The organism is Variovorax sp. PBL-E5, assembly GCF_901827185.1.
Taxonomy (GTDB): domain Bacteria; phylum Pseudomonadota; class Gammaproteobacteria; order Burkholderiales; family Burkholderiaceae_C; genus Variovorax.
The window spans coordinates 4960114-4976961 of the sequence record NZ_LR594671.1 but is presented as its reverse complement, the minus strand read 5'-3'; the positions used below and the strand labels follow the sequence as shown (position 1 = coordinate 4976961).

General features: G+C 57.4%; 16 protein-coding genes. 5 read left to right on the top strand and 11 right to left on the bottom strand.

All coding sequences use genetic code 11. From position 1 onward, the window contains the following. Positions 1-2: 2 nt before the first annotated feature. Both WDLP6_RS24280 and WDLP6_RS24275 read right to left on the bottom strand, forming a co-directional pair. Positions 3-431, bottom strand: a complete 429-nt coding sequence (locus tag WDLP6_RS24280) for a helix-turn-helix domain-containing protein (protein WP_162594420.1) — start codon at positions 429-431, stop codon at positions 3-5. A 66-nt stretch (positions 432-497) separates the two neighbouring features. Next, positions 498-740, bottom strand: coding sequence for a hypothetical protein (locus WDLP6_RS24275; protein WP_162594419.1), 243 nt, complete (start codon positions 738-740; stop codon positions 498-500). Between the two features lie 206 nt (positions 741-946). Here WDLP6_RS24275 and dndB point away from each other — a divergent pair, with 206 nt between their 5' ends. From dndB to dndE, 4 genes are read left to right on the top strand one after another with little or no spacing between them, the layout of a single operon-like run. Continuing rightward, entirely contained in the window at positions 947-2056 is a 1110-nt protein-coding gene (gene dndB, locus WDLP6_RS24270) for a DNA sulfur modification protein DndB (RefSeq protein ID WP_162594418.1), read from the top strand. A gap of 3 nt (positions 2057-2059) precedes the next feature. After that, positions 2060-3550, top strand: coding sequence for a DNA phosphorothioation system sulfurtransferase DndC (dndC, locus tag WDLP6_RS24265; protein WP_162594417.1), 1491 nt, complete (start codon positions 2060-2062; stop codon positions 3548-3550). Further along, complete coding sequence (dndD, locus tag WDLP6_RS24260) at positions 3540-5558, top strand: DNA sulfur modification protein DndD (RefSeq protein WP_162594416.1); 2019 nt, start codon at positions 3540-3542, stop codon at positions 5556-5558. The genes dndC and dndD overlap by 11 nt, the downstream gene beginning before the upstream one ends. Continuing rightward, the gene (gene dndE / locus WDLP6_RS24255; protein ID WP_162594415.1) at positions 5548-5895 is read left to right on the top strand and encodes a DNA sulfur modification protein DndE; all 348 of its coding nucleotides are present in this window, start codon (positions 5548-5550) and stop codon (positions 5893-5895) included. The genes dndD and dndE overlap by 11 nt, the downstream gene beginning before the upstream one ends. Positions 5896-5977: 82 nt before the next feature. On the opposite strand, the gene WDLP6_RS24250 is transcribed toward dndE, so the two are convergent. From WDLP6_RS24250 to WDLP6_RS24210, 9 genes are all read right to left on the bottom strand, one after another. Beyond that, a complete protein-coding gene (locus tag WDLP6_RS24250) occupies positions 5978-6421 on the bottom strand; it encodes a hypothetical protein (protein WP_162594414.1) in 444 nt (147 codons plus the stop codon). A gap of 11 nt (positions 6422-6432) precedes the next feature. After that, complete coding sequence (locus WDLP6_RS24245; RefSeq protein WP_162594413.1) at positions 6433-8436, bottom strand: hypothetical protein; 2004 nt, start codon at positions 8434-8436, stop codon at positions 6433-6435. A 1-nt stretch (position 8437) separates the two neighbouring features. Continuing rightward, positions 8438-8632 (bottom strand): hypothetical protein, encoded by a 195-nt coding sequence (locus WDLP6_RS24240; RefSeq protein WP_162594412.1) that lies wholly within the window; start codon positions 8630-8632, stop codon positions 8438-8440. After that, positions 8622-10568: a DEAD/DEAH box helicase family protein gene (locus tag WDLP6_RS24235; RefSeq protein ID WP_197910197.1), complete on the bottom strand. Its 1947-nt coding sequence runs from the start codon at positions 10566-10568 to the stop codon at positions 8622-8624. Before WDLP6_RS24235 ends, WDLP6_RS24240 begins: the two co-directional genes overlap by 11 nt. 1 nt (position 10569) lies before the next feature. After that, positions 10570-12063 (bottom strand): DNA-directed RNA polymerase subunit alpha C-terminal domain-containing protein, encoded by a 1494-nt coding sequence (locus WDLP6_RS24230; RefSeq protein ID WP_162594411.1) that lies wholly within the window; start codon positions 12061-12063, stop codon positions 10570-10572. Positions 12064-12216: 153 nt separating this feature from the next. Continuing rightward, on the bottom strand, positions 12217-13452 hold the full coding sequence (locus tag WDLP6_RS24225; RefSeq protein WP_162594410.1) for a DGQHR domain-containing protein: 1236 nt from the start codon (positions 13450-13452) through the stop codon (positions 12217-12219). Then, entirely contained in the window at positions 13445-13978 is a 534-nt protein-coding gene (locus WDLP6_RS24220; RefSeq protein WP_162594409.1) for a hypothetical protein, read from the bottom strand. The genes WDLP6_RS24225 and WDLP6_RS24220 overlap by 8 nt, the downstream gene beginning before the upstream one ends. A 247-nt stretch (positions 13979-14225) precedes the next feature. Further along, on the bottom strand, positions 14226-14789 hold the full coding sequence (locus WDLP6_RS24215) for a hypothetical protein (protein ID WP_162594408.1): 564 nt from the start codon (positions 14787-14789) through the stop codon (positions 14226-14228). A gap of 30 nt (positions 14790-14819) precedes the next feature. Then, positions 14820-15323: a hypothetical protein gene (locus tag WDLP6_RS24210; protein ID WP_162594407.1), complete on the bottom strand. Its 504-nt coding sequence runs from the start codon at positions 15321-15323 to the stop codon at positions 14820-14822. A 136-nt stretch (positions 15324-15459) separates the two neighbouring features. Between WDLP6_RS24210 and WDLP6_RS24205 the strand changes: the two genes are divergently transcribed. Then, positions 15460-16719 carry a hypothetical protein gene (locus tag WDLP6_RS24205; protein ID WP_162594406.1) on the top strand — a complete coding sequence of 420 codons (1260 nt, stop codon included), beginning with the start codon at positions 15460-15462 and terminating at the stop codon, positions 16717-16719. Positions 16720-16848 lie beyond the last annotated feature (129 nt).

The following is a 16848-nucleotide window of genomic DNA, read 5'->3' as shown; positions in this document are numbered from 1 at the left end:
GATCAGGCTCCGGCGAGCCGAGCGTGTGCTTCACGGGCTCCCAGCTTGCGGACCTCTGCGATCGCGGGAAGTTGTGCCGCCCGCGGGCGGGTGCTGCCGCTCTCCCATTTATAGATGCTCAATGCACTGACTCCCACCAAGGTGGCGTAGTCCTTTGCCGAGAGGTCAAGCTTGGCCCTGTGTGCAGCCAGACGTTGCGGGCTGAAGCGAATCTGCCTTTTTGATTCCCCGACTGGCGACGCGTTCTGGGTGCGTTGGGCTCGCGAGGACTGCTTCAGTCGCTTCTCAAGTTCAACGACCTGGCGTTTCAGTGCGGCGATCGCAGACCGATGCTGCGCTGTCGCCTTGCGGAGGGAATCCAGCTCGCTACGCGATTCCCTGCGGGAGATGCGAGCAATTTCAGTCTTGAGAACGGATGCAATATTCGGCATGCCGCGATTGTGCCCGGACGCGCGGCGAAGGGGCAGGTCCGCCGAGCGCTTCCAGGCCGCAGGAGCTTAGGTTCCGGGGAGGATGTCGAACTGTCCGTCCGGCAAAGCCTTGAAGTGCTTCACCTTGGACGAGGAGGTCAGCGCCAATCCTTCGCTGTGTCGCCGCATTTGCGCGCGAACGATGGAGGCTGGATTGTCAGTGTGAAATTCGTACAGACGCGCGCTTGCGATTGCCGCATAGGCCTCAGGAGCGGTCATAGGCGCGCCCTTGGCGCGCATTACTGTCTTTATCGCTTCAACGATCGTCATCTTGAGCTCCAGTGGGGCGTCTAGCCGCACTTGCAGAGAATGTAGCGCAACTCACGAAACCCCAATACCAGGCAGCGCGTTTGCGCGACCCGCAGGCCTTCAAGAACCTGCGGTCCGGTGACTGATGCTATGGGCGTCTGTACTGCAAGGTCACTTCCACCCTCGAGAACTGGAAGTTATAATTTAACTTCCATAATGGGGCAAAAATGGACGATCAAGGGTACTTCCACAGCTTCCCGGCCGTGCAGGGCTTTCAGGGGAAGCGCCCCTTTTTCATCGCCATGTGCCCGCTTCGCATGATCCCGAAGCTATTCATGTTCGATGAGGAGGAGGTGCCAGCGGAGCTGCGCGCCCAACGCTCGCTCAACAAGAATCGCATCCCCGCGATCGCCCAATACCTGGTTGCGAACCCTGAAACGTATATTCTTTCAGCGTTGACCGCCTCGGTAGACGGGCAAGTGAGATTCGCTCCACTCGACGCCGGCCGAAATCTTTCGATCGGTGTCCTGGAGATTCCGATGGACGCGCGAATCCTGATCAACGATGGACAACATCGGCGCGCGGCCATCGAGGAAGCGCTCAAGGAGAGTCCGGCACTAGGCCAGGACAACGTCCCCGTCTTGTTCTTTGGCGATGATGGGTTGCTCCGCAGTCAGCAGATGTTCGCGGATCTCAACAAATACGCCGTTCGTCCGAGCTATTCGTTATCAACTCTGTATGACCATCGCGATCCCAGTTCGGAGCTTGCTCGATACCTCGCGTCCGAATGCAGGGCATTCAGAGGCTTGACGGAGATGGAGAAATCGACGATTTCCAACCGCTCCGTCAAGCTATTCACCCTGAGCAGCATCAAGCACGCGAGCCGGGCACTGCTCCGAAAGCATCCGAGGGACGAGTTCAGCTCGACGGACCGCATGGTCGCGAAAGAGTATTGGGATGAGGTCAGCGATCAAATACCGGACTGGCAGCGGGCTCGCACAAAAGACGTTGCCACGGCGGAACTTCGCCAAGAGTATGTTCACGCGCATGGTGTCGCCTTGCAGGCTCTCGCATATGCCGGCGCAGAACTCCTATCAAGGCGACCGAAGCAATGGAAAACTGACCTGCGTTATCTGCGCAAGATCGACTGGTCGCGATCCAATATCGGGATTTGGGAGGGGCGCGCCATGGTGCACGGAAGGATTAGCAAAGCTGCGACCAACGTCCATCTGGCGGCAAACTACGTGAAGTCCGTTCTGGGGCTACCACTGTCGCCAGAAGATCTCGAGCTCGAAGCCCTCTTGCCTGCAAAGAAGCGGCTCACATCTAAAAGGTAATCGATGGAATGCGTGATAACAAGTAAGGAAGATATCCTTACCATCTACAAGGCGGACAACCGCCCATGGGTGATCGGCTTCAGTGGTGGAAAGGACTCCACAGCTGTCTGTCGACTGGTGTTCGAGGCGTTGCTGGAGCTCCCACTTTTGGAGAGAACCAAGCCGGTATTTATTGTCTCTTCAGACACATTGGTCGAAACGCCGCTGGTGGTCAACTTGATCCATGATGCATTGGACAAGATGCGACTCGCGGCGAGTGAATTGGCGCTTCCGATCGAAGTTGCCAGTCCGGTGACACCCCAAATCGACGAGACATTCTGGGTCAACTTGATTGGCAAGGGCTATCCCGCTCCGACCCGCCAATTCCGTTGGTGCACCGAACGGATGAAAATTGATCCGACTAGCGAGTTCATTCGGGAGAAGGTTGCAGCGTTTGGTGAGGTGGTCGTAGTTCTCGGGTCCCGCCTCCAGGAGAGCTCGTCACGTGCCCAGGTGATGCGTAAGCATCGAATCGACGGCTCGCGGCTTGGCAAACACACGAGTCTGCCCCACGCCTTGGTGTTCACCCCTATCGATGAGTGGAGCGCTGACGACGTGTGGGAATATCTCTTCTCCGGGCCGGCACCCTGGGGCGGTGATCACCAAGCCCTGTTTGATTTGTATAAGGGGTCGAACGGGGGGGAGTGCCCATTGGTTCTCGACACGTCCACGCCATCCTGCGGAAACTCAAGGTTCGGATGCTGGGTATGCACGGTCGTGACCAAGGACCGCGCAATGGACGGATTGATCGAAACTGGCAATACCTGGTTGACGCCATTGCGTGATTTCCGGAACGAGCTCTACCGAACGACCGATCCCGCTCGAAAGCACGAATTCCGCAGCGCAAGGCGACGCGATGGTTCGGTGACGATTTCCATCAAGAAGGACGAGCAAGGCAAGACGGTGCAGGAAAAGCACGTACTGGGGCCCTATCGAATGGAGTATCGCAAGCATCTGCTGAAAGAGCTGCTGGCCACTCAGAAAGCCATTTACGACTTGAATCCCGAGGATGCTGAACAGCTCATTAGCCTGGCGGAACTTGAGCAGATTCGCAAGGAATGGCGACTCGACCCGAACGAGCCGGACTGGGAAGACTCGGTGCCGGCCATCTATCGGCAGGTGTTTTCGAATGACGTTGCATGGAAAACCGACGACGACTTTGTCTTTGACGGGAACGACGCGAATGTAGTGGCTGAACTCTGCTCGGAAAGGCGACTGCCCAAGGAGCTGCTGATGAAGCTGCTTGAGCTTGAGGTCTCCTACCAAGGGCACGCACGAAGGTCGGGCTTGCAGAAGGAGCTGCAGGACCTGCTCTCACGAGACTGGGCGGACGACAAGCAAGCCATCGCCTCACAAACGGATTGGATCAATCGGGTCAGCAGCTACGATGACCAGGAGAGAGACTTACAGAAGCGTTACGCCGACATTGGGAAGGTGATCGGCGATGCTAATTGAGCGGCTCATCCTCAACGACTTCGGCACTTATAGAGGTAGTCATTCCTTCGACCTTGCCCCGCGCACGAAGTACGGTTCCAAACGGACCATCGTACTCTTTGGTGGGTTGAATGGCGCGGGGAAAACAACGATTCTGAAGGCTGTCCGCCTAGCCTTGTATGGCCGACAAGGTTTCGACCTGCCCCTGACAGAGAAGGAGTACGCGGCCATCCTGGCGCAGTTGATTCATGCGTCGCCAACGCAGCTGGTCGCCGCGGATCGCGCGTCGGTCGAGCTTGTTTTCAGCTACGCACGATTGGGCGAGACTCTTCGATACAGGGTTCAGCGCGTTTGGGTGGGCAAGGGAAGTTCGGTTCAAGAGTCCTTGCGCCTATTCAAGAACGAAGTCGATGAGCCTTGGTTGGTAGACGACCAAGCTCAAGGCTTTCTCTCGCAACTGATTCCATCCGGCATTTCGCAATTCTTCTTCTTTGACGGCGAGCAGATTGCCGATCTAGCTCGAGACGATGCTGACGAAGTGCTCAGCGACGCCATTCGGCGCCTGCTCGGACTTGACATAGCGGACCGACTGGCAGCCGACTTGACCTCGTTCGTCCGGGCCCGACGAGCGGCCAGTACCCCCGACGATGTGCGGACAAAGTTGCGTTCACTTCACGAGGCCTACGACCAACTGATATCCGAGATCGACAAGGCCCAAGCGGAAATGCAGCAGGCCTTGCAGCCTCAGCTCGACCAGGCAATTGCCGCCAAGGAGCGGATGCGGTCAAAGCTGTCCGATCGGGGAGGCGCTTGGGCTATCAATCGAACTCAGGTGGAGGCGAGGCTCAAAGGCATTCAGGAAGACCGCGCCAGCCGGGACGAGCAAATCCGCGAACTCCTTTCGGGTCCGGGCGTTTTCATGTTTGCCGGGGAGCTGCGGCAACATTTGGTCAGCACCGTCCTGTCAGAGCGGAAGGCGCTGGAAGCCAAGGCTATTTCCGGCTCCATCAAGTCGTCGGTGGACCAGTTGAAGAAGCGGTTGGTCGCGGTCAAAGGATCAAGTGGATGGCGCCCAGTGGTGAACCGATCAATCGACGAATGGGTGCGAGAAGTGTGTGCGCCACCAGAAGCGCCTTCGAAGATCATTCACGGGCTCACTGGAAGCGAAGCGGACAAATTGCTGAACACGCTTACGGCGACTGTTCCCATGGTGGAGCACCAGCTCGCCGAGTTGCAGAAGGGCCTCAAACAGTTGTCAGAGCAGGAGGCCCAAGAACAGGACAGGTTGGCGCATGCGCCGTCTGATGAATCCATTCAGGAAGCGTTCCGAGCGTTGGAAGAATCCATGGAGGTCGTCAATCGGCTGGAAGCCAGAAAGCAGGAGGTGTTGCAGGAGATCCGGCGTAAGCTCTGGCAAGCGATTGATATCACGAGGAAGAAGAGGAAGCTTGAAAAGGATTCGCAGGTGGACGGGATCACACTGCGGGCGGACTACTTGGCTGAGAGTGTTCAGGAAGTCCTCGGCGAATTCAAGCAGCGAGCTGGACATCGTAAGTGCCAGGAGCTTCGTCGGCATTTCCTGGCCGCCTTTCAAAGGCTCTCCCGCAAGGACGACATGATCGCGGACGCAGCGATCGACGAGTCGACGTTTGTGGTGAGGTTGCTTGATCAGCAGGGCAATGAGATTCCCAAAGCGCGCCTCTCGGCCGGGGAAAAGCAAATCTTCGCGATTTCAATGCTGGAGGCTTTGGGAAAGGCGTCGGGACGAAGCCTGCCGATCATCATCGACACACCGCTCGGCCGGCTCGATAGCAAGCATCGGGAGAAGCTTGTGGAGGCCTATTTCCCTCGGGCGAGTCACCAGGTCATCGTGCTTTCGACGGACACTGAAGTGGACCAGCGGTTCTATGACGGCCTCAAGTCAAGCGTTTCACACGCATTCCATTTGAACTTTGACTCCGTCGAGAGGAGCACGACGATGGAAGAGGGCTACTTCTGGAAGAGCAAGGAGGTCGCGAATGTTGCCTAAGCGCATGCATATCTCGCAGGCCGCGACTGACAAGCTAAAGATCTTGAAGGGGCGCACCGGGCTGACGCCCAACATCGTTTGTCGCATCGCGCTGATTCGCTCCCTTCGGGAGGGTCCCCGCGCAGGCAAGAAGAAGGTGGAACAGAATGGAAGCGAGTTCATTGGCACCACCCTGTTCGGAGAGCACGCCAACGTTTTCGAAGCGCTACTTGTTCAAGTTCACGGCCCACTAGACGGAAAGACTTTGAGTCAAGTGATCGCGAGCCACATTGACGACGGTCTAACAGGGCTCATGAAGGCCAAATCCGTTGTGGAGCTGGTGGATCACGCGGTGTAGCTCAGGCGGCCGCATTTCACATGCTAGATCGCTTCGGGCATAAGCAATGCGCGTCGACAGGTGGAAATTGCGGGGAGTCCGCCTATGACACGCCTTTGATCTCCCTGGCATACCACTGCAAGAAGTCGGCTGCTACCCAAGGCGCTTCCGGATACGAAGCGACGATCGCATTAAATCCGCCATTTGCGTAGTCATTCATCCGATCGAAGCCTTGGGGAGTCAGCGCCACCGAGGCTTCGGGGCTCAGGTACAAGGTCAATAGCTTCTTGATCGCCGCCCGGTTGCTTAGATCAATTCCCTGCACCTCTGCCTCTGCAACAACCAGCAGACCCAAGATCAGGTTTTGGACGGGTTTGTAGTCGGCGATGAAGTAAGGAATGAACTCAATCCCTCCCGAGAGGCTTGCCGCCTTTCGCTTGGTAAGTCCGAACATCAGGCACAGATAGTAGTAGTCAAACTTGTTGGGCAAAGGCGTATCTTTGACCTTGTGGATCTTCGCGAACCACTCGTCGACCTCGGAACGCATTTTGAAAGCCATCAGCTGCCCCCCGCTTCGTCATTCTCGTTTTCGAGGGCGAATCGCACGAAGTAATCGCGCCCGCCGACGACGAATGACTGCCCATTGTCCGTATGGTCCGCGGGCAGGTCGTTGACTAGCGATGCATTGCCTGGTGTATTCCGGAAGACGGTGATGTACTTGACGTCACCGCCCGCGCTTGCTTCGAGCGGCTCAAGAAATGCCTCTCGCTCGGTCGAGATGGTGAATGCGACGAACTGGGTACACAGAGCAGGGACCATCGTCGCAATCTGGCGCCGCACGCCATGGTCAAGGGGGCCCGCTGGGCTGTCGACGACCAGTGGGAAGTCGTGGCTGCCCTTGCTTAATGCTTCGGCAAGAAAGGTATAGCCGACGGCCAGGTTCTGTCCTGCACTGCCCGACTCCCGGTCCTTCAAGACAAGTGACCTGTCAATGCGTTGGATCTCGAGCGGATCACCCTTGAGAATGCGACGCAGTCGTTGATTGCATTTGTCGAGTAGCCCGTCCTTGATCCGCTGCTTCGCAAGGCCTCGTGCGTCCGTGCAGACCTGTTTGAGCAGGTCGAGGCGCATTCGTAGTTCAAGCGTTCCGTTGATCCGATTGATCTCGTCGTTGGCCATGCGAAGCTGCTTCTCGGCGACAGCAAGCTTCGTTATTTTGATGGCATCAGTCGGGGAAGTAATGAGCTCGCTGCTTTCGCCTGGCTCAATAGGCGCTCTTAAAAGGTCAAGTTCCCGTTCAAGATTCGCCTTCTCGACATTGAGCGGCTCGAGCTGGCGCCTGAACTCTTCGGGATCTCCGCCAGCGGCACTAACGCTGGACTTCTCCAGAACCGCCATTTCAGCCTCGAGATCGGCAATCCGGAGGCGAATTTGCTCGATCGCTGTGAGCAACGCATCGAGCACTCTCTGGCGCTCATCGGAGTCGATGATGTCTACTTCCTGCTTGAAAGCATTCAGAACGCCGGCAAGCTCCTCGCCCAAGAAGTCCTCTGCACTGGAGAGAATATGGAGCCGCTCTTTCTCTCCGACCGGCCTGCCGCAAATGCATTCGGGTTTCAGAGCCAGTTCCTGAAAGAACTGCCTTGACGTGCTGTCTGGCAACTTGGCGACGTCCAGATTGGCCTTCAGGGTCTTAAGTGCCTGCCCGAACGCAGGAGCCAACGACTCTGGACGCCTCATCTTGTCCATCAACTCTCGGACCGCGCCCGAGAGAGCCTGCTCTGCTTCTGCCTTCGAAGCCTTCTTCTGGTAATAGGTCTCCCGGTTTTTCCCGTCCTGGTCGACGAGCTTCTGGATTTCGGTGTTCAATCGCTCCACTTCGGCGTTCACCTGACCAAGTTTGGTCTCACGCTGGTCAATGTTCTTGCGAAGAATCTGGATGCGTTCGTTCAGCCGTCCAGCGATCGTTGTGTATCGCGCTAGACCCGTTTGATGGCGGGCGCCGGCCTTCGCAGTGTTGAGCCGCCAGAACTGCTCGCAGTCGTTCGCCAACGAATCAAGCAGATCAAGCTGACAAAGCGTTTCGATAGCCTCCTCGGCCTTGGTGGCATGAGGGTCGAGAAGCGTGTTTGCGAGTTCACCGTCAAACACAAACAAATCAACGAAGCGTGGAGCAAGGAATCGGCGCACGGCCGGAGGGGGCGTCCATCCCCGGTTGAAGCCACCGACTTCCGGTGATGTCGTGTTGAACGAAACCTCACCCAGCTCAAAGTCGCAGGTCATTTCAAGCTTCAACGGTCGCCCATCCACGGTGAGAGACACCGAGAAGGCGCCGCTGTCCGGCTTGCTTGTACTGCGAAGACCCGCAATGTACTTGGACGTCCAATTCCGCGCTTCGCCAGTCAACGTTCCCTTCAAGAGAACTAGAGTGGTGGTCTTGCCTGTTCCATTCGGCATCTGGACCAACGCAACTCGCGGCACGGCGCTGCCCTTGCGAAGGTCGACCTCCATGTCTGGGCAGCGGAATCCCTCGCAGGTCCAGCCAAGCAGTTTGATCTCCATGCTATTGCCCGAGCGCTTTTGCGATGCTGATCTCCGACTGCAAGATGCTAATCCGCTGCATCCGACGATCGTCAGTCACATCCTGTTCGCTTAGTTCCGTGAGGAGCGCTATCAGCTGGCGCTCCACCTCGAGCGGTTGCTGGTGTTGGATGACGGCTTGGTGGACTGCCTCACGCAGCTCAGTATCAATTGGCATTTTTCTCCCTCCTAACCTGTGATAACTCAGTGAGCCAATCGCGCCGCTGCTCGTCAGCCGATGGCCCGCGCCTCGGATTTTCTTCTTCAGCTTCAAGGACGAAATCAACTACGGTGGCTCGCTTATCGGGGTTGGCAGGATCGCTCCGCAGACAGCGTCCCACGCGTTGGATTGTCTCAAGCCGAGCCTTCGCAGAAGCGAACAGCACGACAGCCATGAGACTCTTGATGTCGATGCCCTGGGAAATCTTATGGCATGTCAACACACAGTCGATTTCCCCGCGACCGAACATCACCAAGTTCTCTCGATCGTCATCCGCATAGTACGTGCGATACCGGACCCCGGTAGCGTGAAGGATGGGAAGAATTCGCTCCCCGTACTCGCGCTCCTCGACAAACAAAATGCATCCGAGGACTATGCCGGAATGGGTCGCCAGATAGTCGGCAAAGATGCCGGGCTTCTGCTCGGCGGTCTTATAGACCTTTGAGAGCTCAGTCCAAAGCTCCTCATTGGACATCGGCTGGCCAGAGTGTGCGCGAGCAGACTGCCGCGCGTAGACAGCCTTCAGCCTTTCCCGGTCATTCGCCGTCAGCTCATACGGCAACGGCACATAGTCGAACTCGACCAAGATGCCGCGCTTGATCGCATCCTCGAGTCCAAACGAAAAGACTGTTGGGCCAATCTCCGCATCAATGAACGCCGTCCCTTCCGCATCGTACTCGCGCTCGGGAGTCGCGGAGAGACCTAGAACATAGCGGTGCCGCTGGTGCTTCCCGCCCAAGCTAGTCCGATTGGAGGGCGCTCCTAGCCCATGAACTTCATCCTGAATGACGAGCGTTCGTGCGGCTTGCGCGTCCTTCAGCATGGGAAGAAATTTCCCCAACTGCCCGCGAGACACGACGAGGGCAGATGATGCGCAGTTCAGCGCAAATGTCATGCCCTGATGGTCGCTCGCGAAATGGCGGTATACGCGCAACGGTCTCTCCAGCGACGCGCGCCAGTCGAGAATCTCTTCATACCACTGCTGCAGCAGGTCCGTGCCCTCTGTGCACACGATGATCGAATCAATCTCGCCTCGCGCAAAAAGTTCCTTTGCGATTCGAAGAGCAGTCTTGGTCTTCCCGGTGCCCGTCGCCATCTCTAGGACGCCTCTCCTGGCGGCGATGAATGCTCGGGCAGCGTCGCCCTGGTGCCGCCACTTGGGATCTTCCGCGGGCACGCGAGCCGGCGGCGGGTTGTCGAAGTCGAGATCGGCGGAGCGCTCCTTGATTAGGCGGAGTGATTCGCTGGATAGCGGAACGACGGTCAGGTACTCGTCCTGCTGGTTCCACTGCTCGTCGAAGTCAGCCTCGACAGAGACAAGCCGACTCACGTCCTCGGGGATCCAGCTACGGAACACATGAATCTTCTCGTAGTTGCGGATATAGCCTGATGCCGTTTCATTGGCCGAACCTTCGAAGGCGACTCTTGCGCCGTCCGGGAAAACGAACACGCCGCTCTTTTGGTGGTACATGCCCGGTTCGTCCACATGCTGCGGAAGTGCAAACCGAATCTCAAGCTTTCCAGTGGCAAGTAACCACAGTAGGTAGTTGCCTCTCGTCTTGCCGCAAGCGGGATCATTGAGGAGTTCGTGAACAAGGGAATCCCCGCACCGGGTAAGGATGTCGGCGCGAGCAGCCGGGTCGGTGGCCCTCTCAAAGGTTGCCTTGTCGCCGGACGACAGGGTCGGAGAAATAAGCAGACTGATTGCGACGGATTTTGTACCGTTCGCCAGGAGTGCGTCGGCCCAAGACACCAGGGCTGTTGAAGAAAAAAAACCGGCTGCTCGCTTGTAGTGAGTGCACAGCCCCAGGCACGGGGCGAAGAATGAAGCCCCAATCGACCCATCGCGGGTCTTGTAGATGGCCTTGAGCGAACGCAGCTGTTCGTTAGTCACATCACGACTCGGCAATTCGCAAAAGGGTTTGTTCTAACAACGCCCGTTCGAGTTGTCGAGACAGCGCGACGTCGGGATCTACTGCGGGCAGCTCTGCCTCACTGTCGGTTTCGGATGGAACTGTGAGGTGACTGACCAATTCGCCGCGAAGTTCACTTCCCTTCTCGACCAGCACCGCGGCGGCAAGTCGCCAGACGCGATCTTCGTCGTGGGAAAGCTCGGGGCCCAATATCAGCTTGCAGTCCTCGATGATGCGTCTCCATTCGGTTGGTGCAAGCGCCGAAACGGCAGGCCTTTGCTTGATCTCGACTAGATGAAACCTGGGGCCTAGGAAGAGTTCGATGCAAGTCGCCAGTCCATGCGTCAGCCACGCGTCATCGCCAAACCAAGGATCTTCAGCTGGCAATCGATCCATCCAGAGTGGCGTCTCGCGTGAATCTAACAAGCCGTCAACGTGCTGCGAAAAGGTCACCCAAACGCCTGCGCCTCGCAACCGCTCGGCGGTCTTCACCTCGATCTGCCGGATTCTTTCGCGCGTCAACCCATGCTTTTCTGCCAGCTGCTGCAGCGTACTTCGCTCGCCGAGAAGGCCCCAACGTTCCAAGAGAACGACTTCGGCGATGCCACCATACCCGCGTAACTCGTCGCGAAGCATTTCAATGAAGGAGCCATCAGCATGCGGGAGCGGAATCTCAATCGCCAAGCCATTGAGCGCACCGATCGTAGATGATCCAATGGCCGGCTCGCGCAGCATGAGCTCGTAGATTGTTACGCCAAGCTCTCTCACGGACTTGAGTCCAAGGTTTGGAAGCTTAAGAAGTCCTGAATTCCCGAATCGTGACACTTCGCCGACCGTTCTTAGCGAGTAGGCGCGCAACACGTTCGCCTGGCGAACGGAGAGTGGCAGATCTTTCAATCGGGCTCCAACCACCCAGGGAGGACATGCGTTCAGGTTGTCCAGGATTTCAACCGGATCCGGCGGGGCGCCGGCGAGCTGCATATAACGCGTCCTCGCGGCTGCGACTCGAAGGTGCGGGGGAAGTAGATGCTCATTCGCCTGATAAGACCGTTCGTCGCCAATGCCCACGGCTACCAGCTGCCTTTGCAGCTCTCGGTCGGAAACGGACAGGGACGCCAGCCAGCCAGTCCCACTTTCGCGGCCGTTGAGTGAGCGACCTTCTCGAGACTGTGGTGCAGGAAAGGCTGCATAGAACTTGACGTGGCCGACCAGGCCGGCCTCCGACGTATCCGAAACGATGCTTTCTGCGAGAAGTGGAATGACCCGTTCGGACGCACATACCCGGCATTCGGCGTTACCTAGAAGGCCGCTGATGACATTTGAGGGTAGGGGGTCGAATGCCAGATCGATGGCGACGCGACCACCAGGCCGCGCGAACAGGCGGTCAAGCGCCTGCGACACATCGTCCACCTTCGTGAAGCGATCCAGTCGCAGCTCGCCCTCAAACAATGAATAAATGACGACGCACAGCGACATAGCAGCGCATGGCCTCCTCTCGCGCCTGTCAGCAGATGTTAACTTGCGCCACAGAATATGTCGAGAAAACCCTGCGAGGATCCTTTGACACGTACGACTTTTCTGCAGCCGCTTAGCGGCGCACGGCGCAGTCGTAACCCGTGTGCTGAGTCGCTAACGCGCCCGGGCTTTCAATCTGCGTACCGCGTCTTTCACATCCTCATCGGGCGTTTGCTCCAAGCCGACCAGGACCCGAAGAACTTTCCGTATCCGAACCCGGCCCGCGCCTGACGCGTGGAAAAAGTCGTCCGCAAAATTGATCTTCGCGGCGCCTTGCAGGAACAGCCGTGCCGACGCCTCCATGTCGCTCGGATTGAGTCTCCCCTCAATGAGTCCTTCCCGCAGAACGTCGAACAACGCCAACACGCCGACGGTTCGCCATGCAAAGCTGGCGGAGGGTTGCTTCGCCCAAATCAGGTCGTCGACAACAGCGAAGTATTCGCTTATCGCGCTGAGAAGGCGCTTGTCTTGCTGCTTACGATACAGCTCGCGAAGAGGTGCCCTGTCAGCTAGAAGCTCGCGCCTTGTTTTCGCTTTCCCGCTTGCCAGCGCGCTGCGGTCGGCTATTGGCCTCTCGGAAATGAGCTTTGTCACGCCTTCGACAATGCAAGCCACAGAGACAGACCAAGGATGTCCTTCCGGGACGGGCGCTGCATCTTCGTCCTCGTCCAACAGAGCGAGCTTAATATGGCCCTGGAACGGGGAATCTGGTCGCCCTTCCAGCACGCGCGCAAAATAAACACCGAGCATGTCTGGCGGCCACTTATTCGCGTCGGACTCGTTCAGGTCGTAGCCGAACAACTCGTACGCAAGGCTCTTATCTACCTTCTTTTGGTTGATATTGATCGTCGCGAAGATTCTCGCCTGATAAGGCCGGGGTAAGTTGACGAAGACTGCGCATGGCAAGTCCATTTCCTGCCGGCCGTCTTTCGTCGCAAATCCGAAGCCTTCGAGGCGGTGTTGACCATCAATGATGGAAGCAAGGCGTCGAGAAGTGGGGATCGTTAACCGCAAGCAGCCATCCTTCGCGCTCGTTGCGTGCCATCGCGCCAGAGGGTCCTCCACGTAGTTACCGTCCTCGTCAAAGTTAGCACTAAGGATGATGGTGTTCGGGAAGGTCGAACCTTCCTCGTCAATGTATGCCCCGATCTGCTTCGCGCGCGGAATCGAGCGAACGCGCTGATTGCCTAGCATCTTCGAAAACATACCTTGCTCTCGCCGCATGCTCGCGGGAATCGAGTACGAAATCTCGCGAAGGGCCCCCGCGGGGATTGAACACAAGTAGAACTCTCCCACGGGCTGCCGAACAACGACTGCGGGGAGTGAAAGAAATGGTTTGACGTCAGGCATTTCCGTCCTCCACCGCGTTTAAAGAGCGGTCAAGCGGGCCTACCGCAGGAGGGCCCGCCTCAAAGCCTGCCAACACGAGCGCCATCAAGACTGAAAGGACAAAACTAGCGCACAGGACTGGGTAGGAACATGCTTTCCAGATCGGCTCCCCACCTGGAGCTGTGGGCGGACTCTTGTTTGCGGAGAAATAGCTCACTACGACAATCAATAACAAGGATACGCACATGCAAAGAACGGCGATGGCATGCCCGTACTTGTTGTCCCCCCCCTTCGATTTCCAGGTGAGCATGCCGTCGAGGAGCACAGTCACCAGAATGCCGATCACATAGACGCCCACGGTTTCCGGGCTGGTGTGGCTGCTGTTGATCTTAGGAATTGCCAATGTCGCCCAGCCCACGCCGACCAACGTGAATACGACATAAAGGAAGGCGTCGGGCGATCGCACGCCGTCGCGAAACTTCGCGCTTAGCTCGTAAAAAAAGAGCTTGACTTCCTCGTGTGTGAAGATTGGTTGCCTCTGCGCCATAAGGCCATCCCCTCAGCATGTTTTGCGCAAGTGTCTCACACGCGGAGTTCAATGTCCCAATGTGCAGGGCTCGGCTGCGTCCACTGATGTTGCTTGGCTGTTGACGATGATCCCCGGGTCGTCGGGGCGGGGAGATTTGCCTTACGCGAATGGACTGGGTCCCGAACACCTTGTGGCACGACCTGACGCAAGTTGCAGCCAGGTTTTGGTGTTGGCGCGATTCCACCGAATCGGCAGCAAGCTCGCGTCATGCCTGCAATGCCGGTTCAGCCTCTTTCAGCCATTTGAAGAACTCCTCGGGCATTGCTGCCTCTACGCTCTCCATGCTTCGAAGATTCACAGTGGACTGGCAGCCGATCAGCGGCACTTCGATCACTCGCTCCTGAGGCGACCACTGCATTTCAAGGTAGCGTCGTCCGTCATTACCCTCCTTCGCAGCCTTGACACGACCATGGCCATAGAGGCGCATCGTTTTGCCGAACTTTTCGACCTTCTTGAGGACGAGGAGGTCGCCTGCGCAGATGTTCCGAAACGTCTCCATCTGGACGACGCTTTCATCGAAGTCGAACGTACACACTCCATGAGTCTTCCACGCCGTGTCCAACCGGTTAGCAATCTCGGCGTTAGGGCAGAAGCCCATGAAGATCATGCTCGCGTCCTGGGCGACGGCATGATCGATCGCCTGCAGCACTTCATGAGAATCTGAGTCGCCCGTTTTCTTCTTGGCGAGCGCCTTCTCGCGCACGTCTCTGAGTTCGGTGCGGGTCATCCGGCCATCCCTGATCTTTTTGATGGTGTTCTCATACTTCATCTGGGGTTCCTTAAAGTGATACGCCGCCAGTCAGCCGCGAATGGTGATCTCGACGCATTCTTCCGCGACCCCGTAGTGGGTCGCTAGTGCGAGCTTCGCCTGCGCGATCGTGAGACTGAGCGGTGCGTTATCAGCGTGAGTCCTTCTTGGCGAGCTTGATGACGTCGGTTGATCAACCACCGGCATTGGTTGAAACATCAGCGTTGAGAAATCGATTCCCAGTTCCTCTAGGGTGGTGTACTTCACGGGATTACGCCAACCTCTCCAAGCGCCGGGCACATCGACTTCTGCGTACTCGCTCATGAGAATGAGAAAGCGCTCTGGCGCATCGGGGTCTGTTGCTTTAATGATCCCGCCAATGCGACCGACCAGGAATGCGGTACCTCTAGCTTCAGGTCCTTCGGCCCAACTTATGCCCGACCGGCAGCAGACGACGTATTCATGCTTGGCGGCGTGGCGTGGAACCAGGCGCCAGGACTGCGTCCCCCCGTCAGCGAGGATGTGCTGCTTCGACTTGCCCGAGAAGACTGCCACGGCAGGGTGGATGTGCGTTCCGATCAATGGTATTGATATTATATTGCAATACTATTGGAAATGCCCAGCCAAGCACCGTCTCGCGCGTATCCAGGTCGATCGCTTAGATTAATTTACAGGTGTAGAATATGCACCTATGAAATTCAATTCTATCGACCGCATTGGGTTCGGGGTGAAATACCGCAATTTCGCGCCGCTTAGCCTGTCGCGCGAAGGTGCTCCCATCTTCGACTTACTGAACACGGCCGCTGCTTTCGAACGGATGGTGATGGCTACGGAGGAACTCGATTTGCCAGCCGTCGCCGGCATCGCTCGGGCGTGTGGTCCGCATATCGAAGCCGCGGCTCCGGAAAGGCAGGACTACTTGAAAAAGTACGTCGGTGCCGTCGTCTGTTGCGTGCTCGAGGCAAACGGATTTGCAAAAGCCGGTCGAAAGCGCGCTGTGCCGCCATGCCCGACCCGGCTGTTCAGGACCGCCGAAACCTACGTGCGAAAAGAGGGTAGCCGGGCTGCGCAATGGTCGGAAAGCTTCGTGCTTGATCAGAACTCGCTCCAAAGCGAACCCTTGCAGCGGATCATTTCCTCTCGCGCGGAAGTACGGTTCGTTCTTCCCGACGCCTCGTTCAAGGAGATGTCGAAGCATGAGAACTTTGAGTACACGTTTGAGCGGGCACTAGAGCCACTGTCGCAAGCTGGAGCAAGAGTGTTTCACGCAGTCGCCGTTGATGAATGTGTGGCAGAGGAGCTTCGGACGCTAGTGCCTGTGACTGCAGTCGGTCTCCTCGATGTTGAGTTCACTCAGTACTCGCGTCAGCTTCTCGAAGAGATCCGCCAGAAGCAGGTCGGCCCAGCCAGGGCCGCGCTCAACGAGCGATTCGAAGGCATCAGACGCGAGCTGCTTGAAGAAGAGCTGAATGCGGAACACGCAAAACAGAGGGCACAGAAGCTTAGCGGGCCCTTCCTACGCGGTGTGAAGCCCCCCGTTTTGAAGGCACTGCGGAACGGAAAGCTCGGAGATGATTTCCGACTGGCATTCATCAAACTCAATTCTGACTTGATGATGGAAGAGATGTTGGCGAGGCTTGGTCATGCCGAGGAGGCATCGGCCGCATTCCTCGCGGAGCGCCCCATGTTCCTACGCTGGTTCAATCTCACCGTGCGCCACAGCTTGATGTGGGCGGTCCGTGGCAATCCACAGCAAGTCGCTGCTCACCGAGAACTGAACAACCAAATCGACCTTGAGTACGCGCTCGTCGCTTCGTACTTTGATGCCTTGTTGACGAACGATGCTCTTGCGCGCGAGGCACACGCTGACCTAATGCACCTGCTGCGGCTTTCTAGTGACGACGCAACGAGCATGGTCCGAGACGGGCTCAGGCAACTGGGTCTGCTCTAGGGAGGCAGGGTATGCTACGCAAGAGTCGGCCGAACCCGCTGCAGGCGATCAAACGTGAACCGGCCGCCGCATAGACCCGTTAAGCTTTATTCAATCCATGTGAGAAATGGGGATGCAAGCGCTTAGGTC

Excerpts from the sequence above, each read along its gene's own strand:
- WDLP6_RS24280 (WP_162594420.1), bottom strand. The coding sequence starts at position 431 with ATGCCGAATATTGCATCCGTTCTCAAGACTGAAATTGCTCGCATCTCC.
- WDLP6_RS24275 (WP_162594419.1), bottom strand. The coding sequence starts at position 740 with ATGACGATCGTTGAAGCGATAAAGACAGTAATGCGCGCCAAGGGCGCG.
- dndB (WP_162594418.1), top strand. The coding sequence starts at position 947 with ATGGACGATCAAGGGTACTTCCACAGCTTCCCGGCCGTGCAGGGCTTT.
- dndC (WP_162594417.1), top strand. The coding sequence starts at position 2,060 with ATGGAATGCGTGATAACAAGTAAGGAAGATATCCTTACCATCTACAAG.
- dndD (WP_162594416.1), top strand. The coding sequence starts at position 3,540 with ATGCTAATTGAGCGGCTCATCCTCAACGACTTCGGCACTTATAGAGGT.
- dndE (WP_162594415.1), top strand. The coding sequence starts at position 5,548 with ATGTTGCCTAAGCGCATGCATATCTCGCAGGCCGCGACTGACAAGCTA.
- WDLP6_RS24250 (WP_162594414.1), bottom strand. The coding sequence starts at position 6,421 with ATGCGTTCCGAGGTCGACGAGTGGTTCGCGAAGATCCACAAGGTCAAA.
- WDLP6_RS24245 (WP_162594413.1), bottom strand. The coding sequence starts at position 8,436 with ATGGAGATCAAACTGCTTGGCTGGACCTGCGAGGGATTCCGCTGCCCA.
- WDLP6_RS24240 (WP_162594412.1), bottom strand. The coding sequence starts at position 8,632 with ATGCCAATTGATACTGAGCTGCGTGAGGCAGTCCACCAAGCCGTCATC.
- WDLP6_RS24230 (WP_162594411.1), bottom strand. The coding sequence starts at position 12,063 with ATGTCGCTGTGCGTCGTCATTTATTCATTGTTTGAGGGCGAGCTGCGA.
- WDLP6_RS24225 (WP_162594410.1), bottom strand. The coding sequence starts at position 13,452 with ATGCCTGACGTCAAACCATTTCTTTCACTCCCCGCAGTCGTTGTTCGG.
- WDLP6_RS24220 (WP_162594409.1), bottom strand. The coding sequence starts at position 13,978 with ATGGCGCAGAGGCAACCAATCTTCACACACGAGGAAGTCAAGCTCTTT.
- WDLP6_RS24215 (WP_162594408.1), bottom strand. The coding sequence starts at position 14,789 with ATGAAGTATGAGAACACCATCAAAAAGATCAGGGATGGCCGGATGACC.
- WDLP6_RS24205 (WP_162594406.1), top strand. The coding sequence starts at position 15,460 with ATGAAATTCAATTCTATCGACCGCATTGGGTTCGGGGTGAAATACCGC.